Below are 17,445 nucleotides of genomic sequence, written 5' to 3' on the forward strand. Positions count from 1 at the left end.
CGCCAGCCCCTCTCCGCGTCAGCCACACACTCGCTGTCATCGCCCGGTTCAGCGCGCCGGCTTGCGCTCGATCGGGTCGATGTCGATCGCCCGCAGGCGGCCGAGGCGCAGCACGTCCATGGGTAGCCGGCGGCCGATCCGGTCGCGGTCGAGCACGCGGATCAGATCGTCGACGCCGTTGATCTCGACGCCGTCGAGCCTGATCACGACGTCGCCGGGCAACAGGCCTGCCTTCGCCGCTGGTCCATCCGGCTCGATCTGCATCAGAAGCGCGCCCATCTTGTTCTCGACGCCGGCCAGCACCGCATGTCGCCGCGGGACCGGCGCGGTCTGCCCGGCGACACCGATATAGGCGCGGCGGACATAGCCGTGGCGGATGATCTCCGACAGCACGAATTGCGCGGTGTTGCTGGCGACCGCAAAACAGATTCCTTGCGCGCCATTGATGATCGCGGTGTTGATGCCGATCACCTCGGCATGCGACGACACCAGCGGCCCGCCGGAATTGCCGGGATTGAGCGCGGCATCGGTCTGGATCACGTCCTCGATGGTGCGCCCGCTCACCGAGCGGATCGAGCGGCCGAGCGCGGAGACCACGCCGGCCGTCACGGTCGATTCAAAGCCGAGCGGATTGCCGATCGCGATCACGAGCTGGCCGCGCCGCAGGCTCTTGGAATTGCCGAGCGCGGCATAGGGCAAGTGCCGCACGCCGTTGGCGCGCAGCAGTGCGAGGTCGGTATCGGGATCGACGCCGAGCACCTGGGCGTCGCCGACATGGCCTTCGACGTCGCGCAGCCGGATCTCCTTCGACGTGCCGACCACATGACTGTTGGTGAGCACGAGCCCATCCGGCGAGATCACGATGCCGGAGCCGAGCCCGCCGCGCTCGCGACCGTTCGACACCTTGGGGCCGGTCTCGACGCGCACGACCGCGGGCCCGACCCGGTCGGTCACGTCGATCACGGCATTGGAATAGGCGTCCAGCAGCGCCCGGTCATCGGCCGGGCCAGGCGCCGTCGTTCGCGGTGACGGTGCGTCATCGGCGATATCTGATGTGAAGTCCAACATGGCAAGAGTCCTTGAGGCTCACACAGATGGTGGCCTGTTCCCGTCGCCGCAAGGGCCCGCCTGGAGCGCAGCGCCGGGCTGCCCAGATGGCTAGGGCGGGCGCCTCAGCGAGCCACCTCTCGCCTTGACCGGATCGAGCAGCGACCAGTCCCCTTCTGGGAGCACATGGCCCTTGGGGAAAGGCGCGCGCAGCTCGAGCCCCAGCGAGCTCAGTACGCGGTCATCGCGGTAATAGCATTGCAGCACGACACGGACGAGGGTTGCGGCGGCAACGCCGCCGTTCTTCCGAAACTCGTGCACCACCGCGTCGCGTCTGGCGGCATCGAGCTCGGCGAGCGGGCCCCCGGCGAGCCGCGCCAGGTGATCCAGCGCCGCCGCCACCAATTTGGTATCGCGACCGAGCGTTGCCAACATGTCGGCCTGGATCGCGGGATCGTCGGCGCCCGGCACCTTGTACTCGTCGCTGGCCGGAATGATCATCGCGGCGATGGCGCGGAGATCGTCGCGTTGCCTGCGTGTCAGTTGGTTGTCTGCGGACATCACAGCCTCAATCGAACAAATTGGCGAGGCGCTGCTTCATCTTGTCGGCGATGTAGAGCGCGAGGGCCTGGATGGTGGAGGTCGGGTTCACGCCACCCGAGGTGACGAAGATGCTGCCGTCGACAATGAAGAGGTTCTTCACATCGTGCGAGCGGCCCCATTCATTGACGACGGAACGCTCGGGGTCGGTGCCCATGCGCGCGGTGCCGAGCAGGTGCCAGCCGCCCCAGGGGATCGGCGAGTTGACGCAGATGTCGCTCGCGCCGGCCGTCTCGAGGAACTCGCGGCCGCGCGCCAGCGCGTGCTCCATCATCTTCCGGCTGTTCTCGCTGATGGTGTAGTCGACCTTCGGCGCGGGAATGCCGTGACTGTCCTTCAGCACCGGATCGAGCGTGACACGATTGTGCTCCTCCGGCAAATCCTCGCAGATTGCGGAGAAACCAAGCCGGTGGCCGTTCAGCTTGCGGAACACGCGGTGGTGATCCTCGCCCCACGGCAAGATGCCCTTCTGCTCGCTCACGACCGCTTCGAACACCGGCCCGGCCCCGCGCACGAACTGAACGCCATAGCCGCGCACGAAACCGCGCGACAGGTCGGTGTCATACCATTGCTTGCTCCACAGGCAGGTCGGCGGCGCGCGGTTGGAGTCAGTCGGCTCCTTCACATAGCCGTAGATCTGCGCATAGGGATGGAACATCAGGTTCTTGCCGACGAGGCCCGACGAATTGGCGAGACCGTTGGGGAAGCGGCCCGATGCCGAGTTGAGCAGCAGCCGCGGCGTGCCGACGCCGTTGCAGGCGATGACGACGACATGCGCGGGCTGAAACTGCTCGATGCCGTCTTTGTCGTAATAGACCACGCCCGAGGCCATGCCGTTCTCATCGGTGGTGATCTCGCGCACCCGGCAATGCGTGCGCAGCTCGACGCCGGCACGGATCGCATGCGGCCAATAGGTGATGTCGGTGGAGGATTTTGCGCCTTGCGCGCAGGCCGGCGTGCAATGGCCGAGATTGATGCAGCGCGCCCGGCCCTCGTAGTCCATCGTCGCGACCGTGGTGTCCGACGGCCACCAGTGCCAGCCGAGCTTGTTCATGGCCTTGCCGATGATGGCGCCGGACAGGCCCATCGGCTGCTGCGGCATCGGCGGATGCGTCAGCGGCGACAGCGGATCGCCTGACAGGCCTGACGTGCCCATCATGCGGTCGTTCTCTTCGAAGAACGGAGCCAATGCCTCGTAGTCGATCGGCCAGTCGTCGGCGACGCCGTCGAGCGTCTTCACCTTGAAATCGGAGGGATGCAGCCGCGGCCAGTGCGCGGTGTACATCACGGTCGAGCCGCCGACCGCGTTGTAGTTCACGACCTTGATGGGAGAGTTGTCGTCGTTGATAGGGTAGTCCTCGGGACGGCCGCGAACATTGGGGCTCGACGACCATTCGCCGTAGAACTTGGCCTCCCAGTCGCGGCCCATGCTGGGATATTCCGCCGGGTTCATCCAGCCGCCCTGCTCCAGGCAGAGGATGTGCATCTTGGTCTCGGCCAGCGACCACGCCACCGCCGCGCCCGAAGCGCCGGCGCCGATGATCAGGACATCCACCGGGTCTTTCATCGCAACCTTGTCCTCCCCCTCGCCGCTTACCGGGCGATTCGGCCTTGCGCGGTCAGCGAGGCCGGCGAAACGATACGGGCAGAGCGCCGGCGGAGTAAAGCGGCGGGGCCGGAATGTCGCACTTCGCGAGGCGCAGACCATTGGTCTCGCCACATCCGGATGCTAGGAACGGGGCGCACGAGCCATCGATAAGCGAGACCGTATGTCCTTCCAGAAATTCGTTGCCGCCACCCGCGCTTTTGCGCTCGTTTCGTTTCTCGCCTGGTCCGGATTTCTGGCCTCGTCCGGACCAGTTTCCGCGCTGACCGGCGCCGCGACGGCCCGTGACGGCAACTCGGTCCAGCTCGGCGACGTCACCTACCGGCTCGACGGCGTCGACGCGCCGGAGCTCGACCAGGTCTGCATCGACAATAAAGCCGATGCCTGGACCTGCGGCATCGAGGCCCGCGACCAGCTCGCGAAGCTCATCAACAAACGAACGGTGCGCTGCGACGATGTCGGACCCGAGAAGAGCTTTGGCAAGCGGCACCGCGCCATCTGCACGGCCGAAGGCGACAAGGCCAGCCTGAACGAGCAGCTGATCAAGCTCGGCTTTGCCCTCGCACGCGAGCCGATGAAGGCCAACGTCAGGCCGGCAGCCACCGAGGCCAAGACGACGGCGGCGGGGATCTGGAAGGGCTGTTTTGTTGCACCGCAAGATTTCCGCAGCGGCAAGAAGGACGGCGCGCTGCTGGGCACCGCCTGCCGCCCGGACCGCGACAAGGAAATCCGCGCCGTGCTGTTTCCGGAGGAGCTGACCATGCCCCCCAACTGCAGCATCAAGGGCAAGCTCGCGGTGCGCGCCCGCGTCACCGGCAATATCGGCATCTACCATCTGCGGGGATGCCCGAGCTATCCCGCGACCACGACACCGGATCGCTGGTTCTGCTCGGAGGACGACGCCCAGGCGGCCGGCTTCCGCAAGGCCTACAATTGCCGCCGGCCAAGGTGAGCAAGCTCCCTCACGCACCCGTGAGTGGTAATCCGAGACCGTATTGATCCGGAATTGAACTTCGTCGACGGTTGCTGCATTTGTATGCCGACGCAAGCGCCCTTGCGCGAGCGTTTCCTTGGCAGCAATCCGGCTCCGGCCGATTGTCTTTGCTTGGGCGTTTCCTCCCTAGACTTGGGCCGCTTGTCACAAGCAAGCGGCTCTTTCTTTTTGTGCGGCTGTCACTGCATCCGCATGATCTGGTCCATCGGCGGCATGTTGGCGTTGAGATTCGCCATGATCCAGACCGTGCCGCCGACCACCAGCAACACCACCAGCAGCCCGAAGGCGAGCGCCAGCACGTTGTTGGTGTTGTCGGGGCCAGTGGTGATATGCAGGAAGAACACCAGATGCACGCCCATCTGTGTGATCGCGAGCACGATCAGCGCGACGGGAATCGAGGGCTGCCAGACCAGGTCCGTGCCGGCGATGAAGAACGACGTCGCCGTGAGCAGCAGCGCGAGCACGAGCCCGACGACGTAACCGAGGATCCTTGCGCCGACGCTATGCTCCTCTTCCTCGCCCGGCGCGAGGTCGTGTTTGACCATTCCATGCGTCTGCTCACTCATGGCGCGCTCCCGAGCAGGTAAACGACGGAGAACACTGCGACCCAGACGATGTCGAGCGCGTGCCAGAACAGCGCAAAGCACGTCATCCGGCGCAAGATGTCGGCGCGAAAGCCCTTTGCGAACACCTGGGCCATCATGGTGAGCAGCCACAGCACGCCGGCCGAGACGTGCAGACCATGGCAGCCGACCAGCGAGAAGAACGCGGTCAGGAATGCACTTCGTGACGGGCCATAGCCACGCGCGATCAGGTCGGCAAATTCGCGAAACTCGAGAACGAGGAATATCAGCCCGAGCACGCAGGTCACGGTCATGCTAAGATAAAACCAGAACCGGTTGCGCACGTCGGCGGCGATGCTGGCCATGCCGCAGGTGAAGCTCGACAGCAGCAGGCAGACCGTCTCGATCGCCACGTTCCTCTGCTCGAAGATCTCCGCGCCCTTGGGGCCGCCGGCGGTCTGGCCTGACAGCACCGCATAGGCAGCAAAGAAGCAGGAGAACATCACGATGTCAGAGAGCAGGAAGATCCAGAAGCCGTAGGCGGTCACGATCCGCTTCGGCGCGGGGCCAGGATGCTCGATGACGAGGCCGATATGATGGGGGTCGGCGTGCGCGTGGCCTGCGGTCGCGATCATCGCCATCAGACTGCTCCCGCCATGCTGACGAGGTTGCGCCGTTCCTCGATGTTGCTGCGGTCGATGCGGGCGACCTCCTCGGCCGGAATGACGTATTCGTCATGATCGCGCCAGGCGAACACGACGAAGGTCGCCCAAGCGCCCAAGCCGCCCAGGATCACCATCCACCAGATGTGCCAGATCAGCGCGAATCCCATGATGGTGGCGAAGAAGGCACAGACGAATCCGGTCGGGGAATTCCGGGGCATCTCGATGTCCTGATAATCCGGCGTCTCATGCGCGAGCGATTGCTGCTTCGCGCGCGCCTTCATATCCCAATAGGCGTCCTCGCCGCGCACATCGGGGTTGAACGCGAAATTGAACACCGGCGGCGGCGACGAGGTTGCCCATTCCAGCGAGCGCCCGTCCCAGGGATCACCGGTGCGGTCGCGCAACGCCTCGCGATTGCGGATGCTGACGACGAGCTGCACGATCTGACAGATCACCCCGATCGTCAGCACCGCCACGCCGACCGCCGCAACGATCATCCAGGGCCGCCAAGCCGCGACGTCGTAGTGCTGCATGCGCCGGGTCATGCCGAGCATGCCGGCAATGTAGAGCGGCATGAAGGTTATGAAGAAACCGATGAAGGTGAACCAGAACGCGGCCTTGCCCCAGCGTTCGTCGAGACGGAACCCGAACGCCTTCGGGAACCAGTACTCGAAGCCGGCAAAAACACCGAACAGCACGCCGCCGATGATCACGTTGTGGAAGTGCGCCACCAGGAACATGCTGTTGTGGAGGATGAAGTCGGCCGGCGGCACCGCGAGCAGCACGCCGGTCAGTCCGCCGATGAGGAACGTCACCATGAAGCCGACCGACCACAACATTGGTGTCGCAAAACGGATGCGGCCGCCATACATCGTGAACAGCCAATTGTAGATCTTCACGCCGGTCGGTATCGCAATGATCATGCTGGCGATGCCGAAGATGGCATTGACGTTGGGACCTGCGCCCATCGTGAAGAAGTGGTGCAGCCAGACCATGAAGGAGACGACACAGATCGCCATGGTCGCGAGCACCATGGAGCGGTAGCCGAATAGCGCCTTGCCGGAGAATGTCGAGACCACCTCGGAGAAGATGCCGAAGGCGGGCAGCACCAGGATGTAGACCTCGGGATGGCCCCAGGCCCAGATCAGGTTCATGAACATCATGACGTTGCCGCCGGCCTCGTTGGTGAAGAAGTGGAAACCGAGATAGCGGTCGAGCAGCAGCATCGCCAGCGTCGCGGTAAGGATCGGGAACGCCGCGACGATGAGGAGGTTCGAGGCCAGCGTGGTCCAGCAGAACATCGGCATGCGCAGGTAGTTCATGCCCTTGGTGCGCAGCTTCAGCACGGTGGTGACGAGATTGATGCCGGCCACCAGCGTGCCGACGCCGGAGATCTGCAGCGACCAGGCGTAATAGTCGACGCCGACGCCAGGCGAATAGGACAGTTCCGACAGCGGCGGAAAGGCGAGCCAGCCGGTGCGCGCGAATTCGCCGACCACGAGCGAGATATTGACCAACAGCGCGCCGGTGGCCGTCAGCCAGAAGCCGACCGAATTGAGCGTCGGGAACGCGACGTCGCGCACGCCGAGCTGGAGCGGTACGATGAGGTTCATCAGCCCGATCACGAACGGCATCGCCACGAAGAAGATCATGATGGTGCCGTGCGCGGAGAAGATCTGGTTGTAGTGCTCCGGCGGCAGATAGCCCTGCGACTGATAGGCCACAGCCTGCTGTATCCGCATCATGATGGCGTCGCTGCCGCCGCGCAGCAGCATCACCGAGGCGAGCAGGATGTACATGACGCCGATGCGCTTGTGATCGACGCTGGTGATCCATTCGTGCCAGAGATAGGGCAGATGTCCCTTCACCACGACCCAGCCCAGCACGCCGAGGATCGCGACCAGCACCACCGCGCCGGCGACGAGCGGAATCGGCTGGTCGAGCGGGATGGCCGACCAATCGAGCTTACCGAGCATGATGGCCTCCACTGTGCGACCGGCCTGCTTCGGACGCGAGCGCCGGCCCGGGTCCGGGCGGAATGTGCTGGGTCGCGATCAAATCGAACAGGCGCGGATCGTCGAGGCGGTAGACCGGCCTGCCCTTCTCGATCCCCTGCTGCATCAGCTTCTTGTAGCTGTCCTCGTTCAGCACCGCGTCCGTCTTCGCCGTATTCGCCACCCAGTCCGGGAAGGCGAGCGGCGAGATCACGTTGACGTCGAACATCATGTCCGGGAAGCCGTCGCCGGAGAAATGCGCGGAGAGGCCCTGAAGCTTGCCTTGGTTGTCGGCGCGCAGGTTCAGCTTCGTCACCATGCCGTTCATGGTGTAGATCATGCTACCGAGCTGCGGGATGAAGAACGTGTTCATCACGCTCGACGACGTCAGCTGGAAATTCAGCTCGGCGCCTGCCGGCACCGTCAGGGTGTTGACGGTGGCGATGCGCTGGTCCGGATAGATGAACAGCCATTTCCAGTCGAGCGAGACGGCCTGGATCCGCACCGGGCTGCCGGTGCCCGGCACGGGCGCGGCGGGATCGAGCTGGTGCGAGCCGATCCAGGCGACGCCGCCGAGCAGGATCACGGTGAGCGCCGGAATCGACCACACCACCATCTCGACGCGGCCGGAATAGACGAACTCCGGCTGGTAGCGTGCTCTCGGATTCGAGGCGCGAAACCAGAACGCGAAAGCCAGAATCGCGAAGATGGTCGGCACCACGATCACGAGCATGATGAAGACCGAATCGACCAAAATAGTTCTATTGGCCGCAGCCACGGGCCCTTGCGGATCGAGCAGATTCATCGGCAAGCCACTGGTGGTTGGGAAGCCCCGGGACTGAGCCTAGCGCGGGAAAGGCTCCGCGACAAACGCTGCGAGGCCGGAACGGTTCCTCGACCGCAACGGCCAGCCATGCGCGATGGACCGGCCGCCACATGCAATTCCGTGTGATGTCAATGACATGAACGCGGAAAGCGCGCTCTTCTCTCCCAGGAGCGCGATTGCTAGTCTGCACGAAAATAATGACAAGGACGGGAGTGAACCGAGATGCGCTTGAAGGACAAGGTCGCGATCGTCGTCGGCGCCGGGCAAAGCCCCGGCGAAGGCATGGGCAACGGCCGCGCGACCGCGCTCATCTTCGCGCGCGAGGGCGCCAAGGTCTTGTGTGTCGACCACCATCTGGAATCGGCGCAGGAGACGGTCACGATGATCACCGCGAAAGGCGGCACGGCGGCGGCCTTCAAGGCGGACGTGACCAAGGCTGCGGACATCAAGGCGATGGTTGCGGACGCGCAATCGCGCTGGGAACGTATCGACGTGCTGCACAACAATGTCGGCGTCAGCCTCGCTGGTGGCGATGCCGAGCTGCTGCAAATAACCGAGGAGGCATTCGATCGCGTCGTCGCCATCAATCTGAAGAGCTGCATCCTCGCCGCGAAGGAAGTGATCCCGATCATGCGCGCGCAGAGAAGCGGCGCCATCATCAACATCTCGTCGATGGCCGCGATCACCACCTATCCTTACGTCGCCTACAAGGCGACGAAGTCGGCGATGATCGCCTTCACCGAACAGCTCGCCTACCAGAACGCCGAATACGGCATCCGCGCCAACGTCATCCTGCCCGGCCTGATGAACACGCCGATGGCCGTCGACACCCGCGCCCGCGAATGGCACAAGACCCGCGCCGAGGTCGAAGCCGAACGCGACAGCAAGGTGCCGCTGCGCAGAAAGATGGGTACGGGCTGGGACGTCGCCAACGCCGCGCTGTTCCTGGCGAGCGATGAGGCGAATTTCATCACCGGTGTGACGCTGCCGGTGGATGGTGGTGCGAGCGTGAGACGGGGATGAGGTGCTCTTCTTCCTTCTCCCCTTGTGGGAGAAGGTGGCGCAAAGCGCCGGATGAGGGGTTCTCTCTACACCTGAGACTGCTCGTGACGATAGATACCCCTCACCCGGCTTCGCGTTCGCGAAGCCACCCTCTCCCACAAGGAGAGAGGGTGCAGCGTCACCGCGGCGCGCTTGTCACCCGCCAGATCGTGCCGTTGCCATCTTCCGAGATCAGCAGCGATCCATCCTTCGCCACCGCCACTCCCACCGGCCTGCCCCACACTTCCGTATCGTTCACGACGAACCCGGTGACGAAATCCTCGTACTCGCCGGTCGGCTTGCCGTCCTTCATGCGGATGCGGATCACCTTGTAGCCGGTGCGTTTCGACCTGTTCCAGGAGCCGTGCTGGGCGGCGAAGGCGTCGCCCTGGTATTCGGGCGGAAACTGCGCGCCCTGGTAAAAGGTCATGCCGAGTGAGGCCGAGTGCGGCTGGATCAGCACATCGGGCACAGTCACCTTGTCCTTGAGATCCGGCCGCGCGCCGGCATGGCGCGGGTCTTCATTGCCACCGATATAGAACCACGGCCAGCCGTAGAACGCGCCTTCCTTCACGCTCGTGACGTAATCGGGTACGAGGTCGTCGCCGAGACCGTCGCGCTCATTGGTCGAGCACCAGGGCAGACCGGTCTGCGGCTGGATCGCGAGGCCGACGCAGTTGCGGATACCGGTGGCATGGATCTTTCGCTCCTTGCCGTCAGGGTTGAAGGCCAGCACCGCGCCGCGCTCGAGCTCGCTGGCCCATGTGGCGCCGAGCGGCTGCGTCTTCGCCCACGCCTCCATCCCGCCGGGCGGCGTGCCCATGCCTTCGGCGACGTTGCTGAGCGAACCCACCGACACCAGCATACGCTTGTTGTCGGGCGTGAAGACGATATCGCGGGTGGAATGGCCCCCATCCGGCAGGCTTGCGACAACCGTCTCCGCTTTGCCGCGCGCCTTCACATCGCCGGCCTTGTAGGGAAAGCGAACGACGCTGTCGGTGTTGGCGACATAGACCCATTGCGGATTGTCGCCGTTCGGAAAGAAAGCGATGCCGAACGGCTGCCGCAGGCCGCTGGCGAAGATCTCGTTGGTCGCGACCTTGCCGCCCTCGCCCGCGCGCAGCACCCGAACGGTGCCGGCGCGTGTTTCCGCGACGAACACATCGCCATTCGGCGCCGCGCGGATGATGCGCGGCGCACGCAGGCCTTCGGCGAACAGCTCGATCTTGAAGCCGGCCGGCACCTGGAGCTGGGCTTCCGGCGGACGCGGCACCACGCGCGACGAGCTCGCAACCGATCGCGTGGCGCCGGGCCTGACCAGATCCTGCGGCCGGATCAGCCTGACCGTGCCGGGCTTGTCGGCGCGCCAATCGCCATAGGCATCCTTGCCCTGCAACACGGGCTCGGCGTGTGCGCCGGCCGCAGCAGCAGCCAGCAGCGCTGCGAGCATCGCCACGAACCTTATCCTGTCGCTCAATTCGTCGTCCTCCGCCTTGGGCGTGTCGTGCGTCAACGCCGATCACCCGCAAAAGGTCTCTCGGCGAGTTTGGCGCCTGCCGAATCCCACGTCAGTTCATGCCCGCACGATGTGCATCAGCCGCAGTCCATCATACTGGAAAATGCGGTTGAACGGTGCGACACATTGTGAGGGCGGCAATCGCCGGTTACGGTCATGGAGGCTGCGGCATCCAGGTCGCGCCGGATGAGGAGATCATGTGGGGATCCGTCATATCGGAATGGGCGAGCCTGCTGCTGCGCTGGCTGCACGTGGTGGCCGCAATCGCCTGGATCGGCAGTTCCTTCTATTTCATCGCCCTCGACCTCAGCCTGAAGCCGAAGGCCGACCTGCCGGGCGGCGTGCAGGGCGAGGCCTGGCAGGTCCATGGCGGCGGCTTCTACCGGATCATGAAATACCTGGTCGCGCCCAGCCAGATGCCGGACGAGCTGACCTGGTTCAAATGGGAGGCCTACACCACCTGGCTGTCCGGCTTCGCGCTGATGGTGGTGGTGTATTATCTCGAGGCCGACTTGTTCCTGGTCGACAAGTCGATCCTCGACCTCACATCATTCCAGGCCGGGCTGTTCAGCTTCTGCAGCCTGGCGCTGGCGTGGCTGCTCTATGAGGCCGCCTGCCGCACCGGGCTCGCCCAGCGCGAACTGCCTTTCGCCATCGGCGGCTATCTGTTCCTGGTCGCACTCACTTACGCCTTCACCCATGTGCTGAGCGGACGCGGCGCCTTCAACCAGATCGGCGCGATCATCGGCACCATCATGGTGGCCAACGTCTTCACGCTGATCATCCCGAACCAGAAGAAGATCGTGGCCAGCCTGATCGCCGGACAGGCGCCTGACCCCAAGCTCGGCAAGGCCAGCAAGGAACGCTCGGTCCACAACAATTACCTGACGCTTCCCGTCGTCGTGCTGATGATCAGCAACCACTATCCCCTGCTCTACGCCACGCGCTTCAACTGGATCATCGTCGCGATCGTCCTGGCGCTCGGGCCGGTGATCCGCCACTTCTTCAACGAGCGTCATGCCGGGCGCCAATCACCCTGGTGGGTGTGGGGCGTGGCCGCGGCCGGCGTGATTGCGATCCTCCTCCTCTCCGCCGCCGGACCGCGCGAGGTGAAGACGGGCGCATTGTCGGCGCCGGTCACGGCCGCCAATGTCGAGGAGATCGTGATGTCCCGCTGCAGCATGTGCCACGCGGCCGAGCCGGTCTGGGCCGGCATCGTCGCCGCGCCGAAGGGCATTGTGCTCGACACGCCCGAGCACATCCATCGCAACATCCGCCTGATCGGACGGGTCGCGGCCTGGTCGAATGCGATGCCGCCGGGCAACATCACGGAAATGACCGGCGAGGAGCGCGCCGTCCTCGCGGCTTACCTCGAGCAGGCGCGCTGAAGCGCGTCGGAGGATGCATCGCGCGGAATGAAATTCCGCATCTCTCGCCGAATTGAAAATGACTTGACGGCCCATCCGGCGTAGACATGGCCGACAGCCGCCGGCGCGGCGCAAAATCAGCTTGCAATCGGGGAATAGCAACAGTGGCCCTCAAGAACGTCATCGGTATCGACCACGCCGTCGTCATGGTGAAGGACCTCGACAAGGCCGCCGAGAACTACAGACAACTCGGCTTCACGGTCTCGCCGCGCGGCACCCACAGCGCGCATATGGGCACCGGCAATTACACCATCATGTTCGACCCCGATTACATGGAGCTGCTCGGCGTGCTCGTGGCAACCGAGCACAATGCGCCGGCCCGCGCCTTCGTCGAGCGCCATGGCGAGGGCATCGAGCGCATCGCTTTCACCGCTGTCGATAGCGCCGCCGGCGCCGAGGAGATCCGTGCACGGGGCCTGGAGCCGATCGGCCCGACCGATTTCGAACGCCCTGTCACGCTGCCAGATGGCACGATCTCGGCGGCTAAATTCCGCACCTTCATGTGGCCGACGGCTGAAGCGCCGGGCGGCGTGCGCATCTTCGCCTGCCAGCACAAGACCCGCGAGACCGTGTGGATCCCCGAGCTGATGACCCACGCCAATGCGGCCAAGCGGATCAAGCAGACGCTGATCGCAACGCCAGAGCCCGCCAAGGAGGCCGCGCATCTCGCCCGCCTGATCGACCGCGAGGCGAAGACCGACGCGGACGGCGCCATCATCGTGCCCTCCGGCGGCGATCGCGCCGACTTCGTCTATTTGACGCTGGACCAGCTCGCCAAGCGCTATCCCGGCGTGTCGCTGAATGGCCTCTCAGAGCGCGGTGGCGCCGCGCTGGTGCTGGTCAGCGGCGACCTCGCGGCGACCGAGAAGGCGCTGGGGCCAGCCGCCGTGCGGAGCGCAGCTGCGATCTGCGTGCCGCCGGCCAAGGCCAACGGCACCCTGCTCGCCTTCATTGCCGGCTGATTTGAACCAATTCTTTAACAGGCGTTTACCCGGCGGCTGTAGACTTCCCGGCCATCAAGCCACCGGGGCCAAACGCATGTTCAAAGAGGGATCGCCGATCGCCTATGACGCGCCGGCCGAGCTGAAGAAATGGCCGTCGCTGAAGGGCGAGCGGCAGAAGGATCGCGGGCCGCCCTATCTCGTCTACAACGGCACGCTCGCCGAATGCGTCCGCGAGCTCATGGGCAAGCCGATCAAGGGCATCTCGCTCTACGACATCATGACGACGCCGCAGGCCGCCTTCGATCAAAACGTGCTGTCGCCCGGCGACGCCGCGGAGATCGCGATGCGCAAGGATTTTCCGAAGGACTAGTTCGCGGCACGCTTCGCAGCGGGCGTGCCCTGCCGCTTCGATGAGGATTCCGTCGGCGCATCAAGGAAGACGACGGACATGCCGCGCTTCACGTTCTCGCCGAGCACACGCGCGTCCCAATTGGTGAGCCGAACGCAGCCGTGCGACGCCGACTTGCTGACCTTGTCGGGCTCTGCCGTTCCGTGGATGCCGTAGCCCTGCGCCGACAGGCCGATCCAGTATGCGCCCACCGGATTGTTCGGACCCGGCTTGATGTCGAACGGTCTCTTGGACTTGACGCTCTTGAACTTGTAGTCGGGATTGTAGCGGTAGGTCGGCAGCTCGTGGCTGGCGGTGACCTTCAGCGTTCCCGTTGGCGTCGGGCGATCCGGACTGCCGACTGACGCCGGATAGAACGCCAGCAGAGCGCCGCTTGCGTCGAACGCTTTCAAGGTCCCGTTGGTCTTATCGACTTCGAGCCGGGCAATGCGCGGCAGCTCGCGCCGCGCCGGAACGTTTGTGACGACGATCGTCTCTCCGGCCTTGTCGAAGGTCTTGCCCGGATTGAGCGCCTTGAGCAGATCCGCGCTCATGTGGAATTTCTCGGCAACTCCTTCGAGCGGGCTGGTGTAGCTCAGCGCGTCCAGCGACTTCATGTCATCGAGCTTGGCCGGCAGCTTCTTTAAGAACGGTCCCTTCACGTCGGCGCCGGTGATCTTGTAGTCGACGAGGATCGGGCCCTCGCTCGCCGCGGTCAGCTTGTCCCAGAGCTCCGGCGCCACAACCTTGTCGGATGCGATGCCGTTCTGCTCCGCGAACGCCTTGAGCGCCTTCTGCGCGTTCTCGCCGAGCTTGCCGTCAATTTCGCCGGGCGAAAATTGCGCGCGGTCGAGCAGCACCTGAAGCTTCACCACGGCTGCATTCAGCTTGTCGGTGGCCGGCGGCTTCGCAGGACGCGCAGCGTCATTCACCGCAGCAGGCTCGAGATTGCCTGCGAGCGCCGGAGCGACGAGCCACAGCGACATCACCGCGCCTAGTATCCATCGCATCGTCATCGCGCATCCCACTCGCAAACGGCCCGCAAAAACCGCGGATGGTTTCGCTTCGGGAACACCGTAGTAACACCGAAGGAACCGACGAGATCGCAGCTTTGCCGCAATCGGACGGTTAAGAACTTCCTATCGCCGGCGCATCGCTGGCCGTTCATCCCACAGTTCGAGGTTCTCCCAGCAAATGCGATTTGTCGTCGCGGCTTGCGCCGCGTTTCTGCTTCTGATGTGCGATCTCGATCCGTCGGCATCCCGCCAAGCATCACGTTTCGACACCACTGTTCTCAAGAACAATCATGCCTCGTCACTTGTTCCGGTGGTCGAGCTCTTCGTCGCCAGCGTGCAGGCGATCGAGCTTGCCAACGCGCACGCGGCTTACGAGCAGGTGATCGAGCCACCGCGCGCGGTCGAGCCGGTGGTGCAGGCGGAGCCCTCGCCAACCGAACGATTTTGTCACGCGCTGCGCGAGGCCGCCGAATCCAGCGGCATTCCGGTGCCGTTCTTCGCGCGCCTGATCTGGCAGGAGAGCCGCTTCAAGTCCAACGAGGTCAGCCATGCTGGCGCGCAGGGCGTCGCGCAGTTCATGCCGGGGACGGCCGCCGAGGTCGGGCTCGACGATCCCTTCGATCCGATGAAGGCGCTGCCGGCGTCGGCAAAATTCCTGCGCAAGCTGCGCGACGATTTCGGCAATCTCGGCCTTGCTGCCGCGGCCTACAATGCCGGTCCCGGCCGTATCCAGAAATGGCTTGCCAGGCAGAGCGAGCTGCCGCGTGAGACGCGCGACTATGTCCGGATCATCACCGGCACCAAGGCCGAAGACTGGACCGAACGGTCGGAGGCACTCGCGATCCGCATCGACCTGCCGCGCGAAGCGCCATGCGAAGGCATCGGCAGTCTTTCGAAGGCCAAGGACGTCGCCTGGGTTCCGGTGAACCTGACGCCTTCGGTTGCGAACATCATTCGCAAGGCGGAGCAAGTCGCGGCGCGCGTGACGACGAAGGGCGCCCGCAAGCGGCTCGCCACACTGTTGCGGAAGAATGTCACGGCTCCCGGCAAGGCCCGCAGCATGATCGCGGCACGCGCGGCCGGAAAGAGCGCGAAGGCGCGCGCCGTTCGTCTCGCATCGCGCGAACGGACGTCAGGCTAACGATCGGAGCCGCTCGCTTGCGGCGGCTCCGACCTAAATCGACCTAGTCGATCTCCTCGATCACCCGCCGCTCGCGCGGCTCGATGACATAGGTCCGGGTGTCGCGGTGGATGTAGCGATATTCACGCAAGCCCGGCGCATCGCGGTAGACCGTGGTCGGGAATTCCTCGACCTCGACGCTCTCGGGAAGACGGTCACCGACGCGGATCTCACTGCGCGCCGTGCTGCCGGTGGTCCGCACTTCCTTGCGCCCCTCGGTACGGGTTTTCGCATGCTTGCGGATCACCTCGCGATCGCGATCCGAGAACTTGCTGGCGCTGCGCTCGCGCGTGGTCGTTGTCGCCGTGGACTGGCCTGAGTATGGCAGCACCGTCACGATCTTGTAGGTCGCCGGATCGACCACGACGATCTGATCTTTCACCAGCGCAAAGCTGTAGCCGCGATATTGCGGCACGATCTCGACGACGTCGGGCGGCAGCGTCGAGAGGTGCACGTCGCGCGGCACCACCGTGCCGACGTTCAGCGCGAAATTGACATTGGTCAGCGGCCGCACGTTGAGGTGCGAGATCGACGCGCTGATCTTGGTCTCCTGCTGCTTGTTGAGGTTGACGTCGGCCTGGGCGGCCGCCTGGTTGCTCGTCGGCGCAGTCGGTGCCTGCTGGGCCTGGTTGGTTCCAGATGCGGCCGGTGCCTGCTGGGCTTGATTGCTGGCCGGCGGCGGATTGGACCGGTCCTGTGCCTGGTTGGTGTTCGCAGCTGGCGGGTTGGCGCTCTGCTGCGTTGCAGGCTGGTTGCCGGTTGCATTGGAATTTGTCGCACCGCTCTGCGACTGCGCAGTCGAGCCCGTATTGGCGGTGCCGGAGCCGGACGAGGGTGGGTTGGCCTGCGTGGTCTGGGCCGGCGTTCCCGACGACGGGGATTGCTGCGGTTGCGATGTGGTCTGCTGCTTGTCGGTCGCGCTCGACGGCGAGCTCGTGGATGGCGCGGTCGAGTTCGACTGGGACTGCGGCGTCTGCTGAGACGGCGGATTCGTGCTGGGCGATTGCGCATACGCGGCGCTCGCCAGCACCACCCCCAATGCGGTGGTTGCCAACAGGCGGATCATGGTTCACTCCCTTTCATCAAATGAACATTGGCTACTAACCTGCGCTAGGACGCGCAGTTCCACTTTTTCCCGAGGGAAGGCCGCGGCTCTTTTTCTGCGGAACCTGCAATGCCATCGAAGAGTGCCGGGATCATCGCCTATCGCAAGCGTGGGAACATCGAGGTGCTCCTGGTCCATCCCGGAGGGCCGTTCTGGCGCAACAAGGATCTCGGCGCATGGTCGATCCCGAAGGGTGAATACACGGACGACGCGGAGATCGCGGCGCGACGTGAGTTCGCCGAGGAGCTGGGACAGGAGCTTTCCATGCCGCTGACCCCGCTGGGCCAGGTCAGGCAGCGCGGGGGCAAGCTCGTCACCGCCTTCGCGGCCGAGCTCGATCTCGACGTGCGCAGCATTCGCAGCAACACGTTCGAGATGGAATGGCCGCCGCGCAGCGGCAAGCGGCAGGCCTTTCCGGAAGTCGACCGCGCCGAATGGTTCACGCTCGACGCGGCGCAGGAGAAGATCAATGCAGGACAGCGTCCGCTGCTCGACCGGCTTAAGCTGCTGATCGGCAGATAGCGCGTCGCGCC

General features: G+C 64.7%; 17 protein-coding genes. 7 read left to right on the forward strand and 10 right to left on the reverse strand.

The genetic code is table 11. From position 1 onward, the window contains the following. Positions 1 to 48 precede the first annotated feature (48 nt). The 3 genes from ACTEK7_RS10630 to ACTEK7_RS10640 form a co-directional block, all read right to left on the reverse strand. A complete protein-coding gene (locus tag ACTEK7_RS10630) occupies positions 49 to 1,068 on the reverse strand; it encodes a S1C family serine protease (protein WP_036037885.1) in 1,020 nt (339 codons plus the stop codon). Positions 1,069 to 1,158: 90 nt separating this feature from the next. Next, positions 1,159 to 1,608: a gluconate 2-dehydrogenase subunit 3 family protein gene (locus tag ACTEK7_RS10635; protein ID WP_225146156.1), complete on the reverse strand. Its 450-nt coding sequence runs from the start codon at positions 1,606 to 1,608 to the stop codon at positions 1,159 to 1,161. Between the two features lie 7 nt (positions 1,609 to 1,615). Beyond that, positions 1,616 to 3,214: a GMC family oxidoreductase gene (locus ACTEK7_RS10640; protein WP_225146157.1), complete on the reverse strand. Its 1,599-nt coding sequence runs from the start codon at positions 3,212 to 3,214 to the stop codon at positions 1,616 to 1,618. A gap of 202 nt (positions 3,215 to 3,416) precedes the next feature. On the opposite strand from ACTEK7_RS10640, the gene ACTEK7_RS10645 reads away from it, so the two are divergent. Further along, positions 3,417 to 4,205 carry a thermonuclease family protein gene (locus ACTEK7_RS10645; protein ID WP_225146158.1) on the forward strand — a complete coding sequence of 263 codons (789 nt, stop codon included), beginning with the start codon at positions 3,417 to 3,419 and terminating at the stop codon, positions 4,203 to 4,205. Positions 4,206 to 4,426: 221 nt separating this feature from the next. Here the strand turns inward: ACTEK7_RS10645 and cyoD are convergent, their stop codons facing one another. From cyoD to ACTEK7_RS10665, 4 genes are read right to left on the reverse strand one after another with little or no spacing between them, the layout of a single operon-like run. Then, entirely contained in the window at positions 4,427 to 4,813 is a 387-nt protein-coding gene (gene cyoD, locus ACTEK7_RS10650; RefSeq protein ID WP_225146159.1) for a cytochrome o ubiquinol oxidase subunit IV, read from the reverse strand. After that, entirely contained in the window at positions 4,810 to 5,451 is a 642-nt protein-coding gene (locus ACTEK7_RS10655) for a cytochrome (ubi)quinol oxidase subunit III (RefSeq protein ID WP_036004283.1), read from the reverse strand. The genes cyoD and ACTEK7_RS10655 overlap by 4 nt, the downstream gene beginning before the upstream one ends. After that, a complete protein-coding gene (gene cyoB, locus ACTEK7_RS10660; protein WP_225146160.1) occupies positions 5,451 to 7,451 on the reverse strand; it encodes a cytochrome o ubiquinol oxidase subunit I in 2,001 nt (666 codons plus the stop codon). Before cyoB ends, ACTEK7_RS10655 begins: the two co-directional genes overlap by 1 nt. Next, positions 7,441 to 8,274 carry a cytochrome ubiquinol oxidase subunit II family protein gene (locus ACTEK7_RS10665; protein WP_225146161.1) on the reverse strand — a complete coding sequence of 278 codons (834 nt, stop codon included), beginning with the start codon at positions 8,272 to 8,274 and terminating at the stop codon, positions 7,441 to 7,443. Before ACTEK7_RS10665 ends, cyoB begins: the two co-directional genes overlap by 11 nt. A 243-nt stretch (positions 8,275 to 8,517) precedes the next feature. Here ACTEK7_RS10665 and ACTEK7_RS10670 point away from each other — a divergent pair, with 243 nt between their 5' ends. Then, positions 8,518 to 9,318 (forward strand): SDR family NAD(P)-dependent oxidoreductase, encoded by an 801-nt coding sequence (locus tag ACTEK7_RS10670; protein ID WP_036004277.1) that lies wholly within the window; start codon positions 8,518 to 8,520, stop codon positions 9,316 to 9,318. Between the two features lie 157 nt (positions 9,319 to 9,475). On the opposite strand, the gene ACTEK7_RS10675 is transcribed toward ACTEK7_RS10670, so the two are convergent. Then, positions 9,476 to 10,786: a PQQ-dependent sugar dehydrogenase gene (locus ACTEK7_RS10675; RefSeq protein ID WP_057026994.1), complete on the reverse strand. Its 1,311-nt coding sequence runs from the start codon at positions 10,784 to 10,786 to the stop codon at positions 9,476 to 9,478. Between the two features lie 263 nt (positions 10,787 to 11,049). On the opposite strand from ACTEK7_RS10675, the gene ACTEK7_RS10680 reads away from it, so the two are divergent. The 3 genes from ACTEK7_RS10680 (at position 11,050) to ACTEK7_RS10690 (ending at position 13,593) form a co-directional block, all read left to right on the forward strand. Then, on the forward strand, positions 11,050 to 12,240 hold the full coding sequence (locus ACTEK7_RS10680; protein WP_225146162.1) for a urate hydroxylase PuuD: 1,191 nt from the start codon (positions 11,050 to 11,052) through the stop codon (positions 12,238 to 12,240). A gap of 143 nt (positions 12,241 to 12,383) precedes the next feature. Continuing rightward, the gene (locus tag ACTEK7_RS10685) at positions 12,384 to 13,241 is read left to right on the forward strand and encodes a VOC family protein (RefSeq protein ID WP_225146163.1); all 858 of its coding nucleotides are present in this window, start codon (positions 12,384 to 12,386) and stop codon (positions 13,239 to 13,241) included. Positions 13,242 to 13,317: 76 nt separating this feature from the next. After that, positions 13,318 to 13,593: a hypothetical protein gene (locus ACTEK7_RS10690; protein ID WP_036004252.1), complete on the forward strand. Its 276-nt coding sequence runs from the start codon at positions 13,318 to 13,320 to the stop codon at positions 13,591 to 13,593. On the opposite strand, the gene ACTEK7_RS10695 is transcribed toward ACTEK7_RS10690, so the two are convergent. Beyond that, positions 13,590 to 14,627: a L,D-transpeptidase family protein gene (locus tag ACTEK7_RS10695; protein WP_463671645.1), complete on the reverse strand. Its 1,038-nt coding sequence runs from the start codon at positions 14,625 to 14,627 to the stop codon at positions 13,590 to 13,592. The two genes, ACTEK7_RS10690 and ACTEK7_RS10695, sit on opposite strands and share 4 nt — an antisense overlap. Positions 14,628 to 14,805: 178 nt before the next feature. Between ACTEK7_RS10695 and ACTEK7_RS10700 the strand changes: the two genes are divergently transcribed. Then, positions 14,806 to 15,768, forward strand: a complete 963-nt coding sequence (locus tag ACTEK7_RS10700; protein WP_225146164.1) for a lytic transglycosylase domain-containing protein — start codon at positions 14,806 to 14,808, stop codon at positions 15,766 to 15,768. A 43-nt stretch (positions 15,769 to 15,811) separates the two neighbouring features. Here ACTEK7_RS10700 and ACTEK7_RS10705 read toward each other — a convergent pair whose 3' ends face one another. Then, on the reverse strand, positions 15,812 to 16,873 hold the full coding sequence (locus ACTEK7_RS10705; RefSeq protein ID WP_225146165.1) for a DUF1236 domain-containing protein: 1,062 nt from the start codon (positions 16,871 to 16,873) through the stop codon (positions 15,812 to 15,814). 108 nt (positions 16,874 to 16,981) lie between these two features. Here ACTEK7_RS10705 and ACTEK7_RS10710 point away from each other — a divergent pair, with 108 nt between their 5' ends. Further along, the gene (locus ACTEK7_RS10710; protein WP_225146166.1) at positions 16,982 to 17,434 is read left to right on the forward strand and encodes an NUDIX hydrolase; all 453 of its coding nucleotides are present in this window, start codon (positions 16,982 to 16,984) and stop codon (positions 17,432 to 17,434) included. The last annotated feature ends 11 nt before the right edge of the window (positions 17,435 to 17,445 follow it).

It is taken from the genome of Bradyrhizobium sp. JHI2711 (assembly GCF_056156565.1).